The organism is Alcanivorax sp. HI0007 (genome assembly GCF_001635525.1).
In the GTDB taxonomy this organism is placed as follows: Bacteria; Pseudomonadota; Gammaproteobacteria; order Pseudomonadales; family Alcanivoracaceae; genus Alcanivorax.
The window spans coordinates 1-262 of record NZ_LWEJ01000062.1 but is presented as its reverse complement, the minus strand read 5'-3'; the positions used below and the strand labels follow the sequence as shown (position 1 = coordinate 262).

1 protein-coding gene is annotated in these 262 nt (G+C 55.7%); it reads left to right on the top strand.

The genetic code is table 11. The features are described 5' to 3' along the window. On the top strand, positions 1–262 hold a 262-nt coding region (gene yaaA / locus A3714_RS03070; RefSeq protein ID WP_156493821.1), incomplete at both ends, for a peroxide stress protein YaaA.

Genomic DNA, 262 nt, shown 5'->3' with positions numbered 1-262 from the left:
TTGCCCGCGCTGAAAACGACCCAGCCCCGTTTGCTGGACGACAGCGAAGTGCTGATCGAGCGCGCGCGCCAGCTTTCCCCGGCCGATGTCAGCAGTCTGATGAGTGTCAGTGACAAAATCGCACATTTGAACGTGGAACGGTTTGCCCAATGGCAACGACCGTTCAACAACCGTAACGCCCGACCGGCAGCATTTGCTTTCAAGGGTGATGTCTATACCGGCCTTGAAATCGACACCTTTACCGATAACCAGCTCAAGGAAG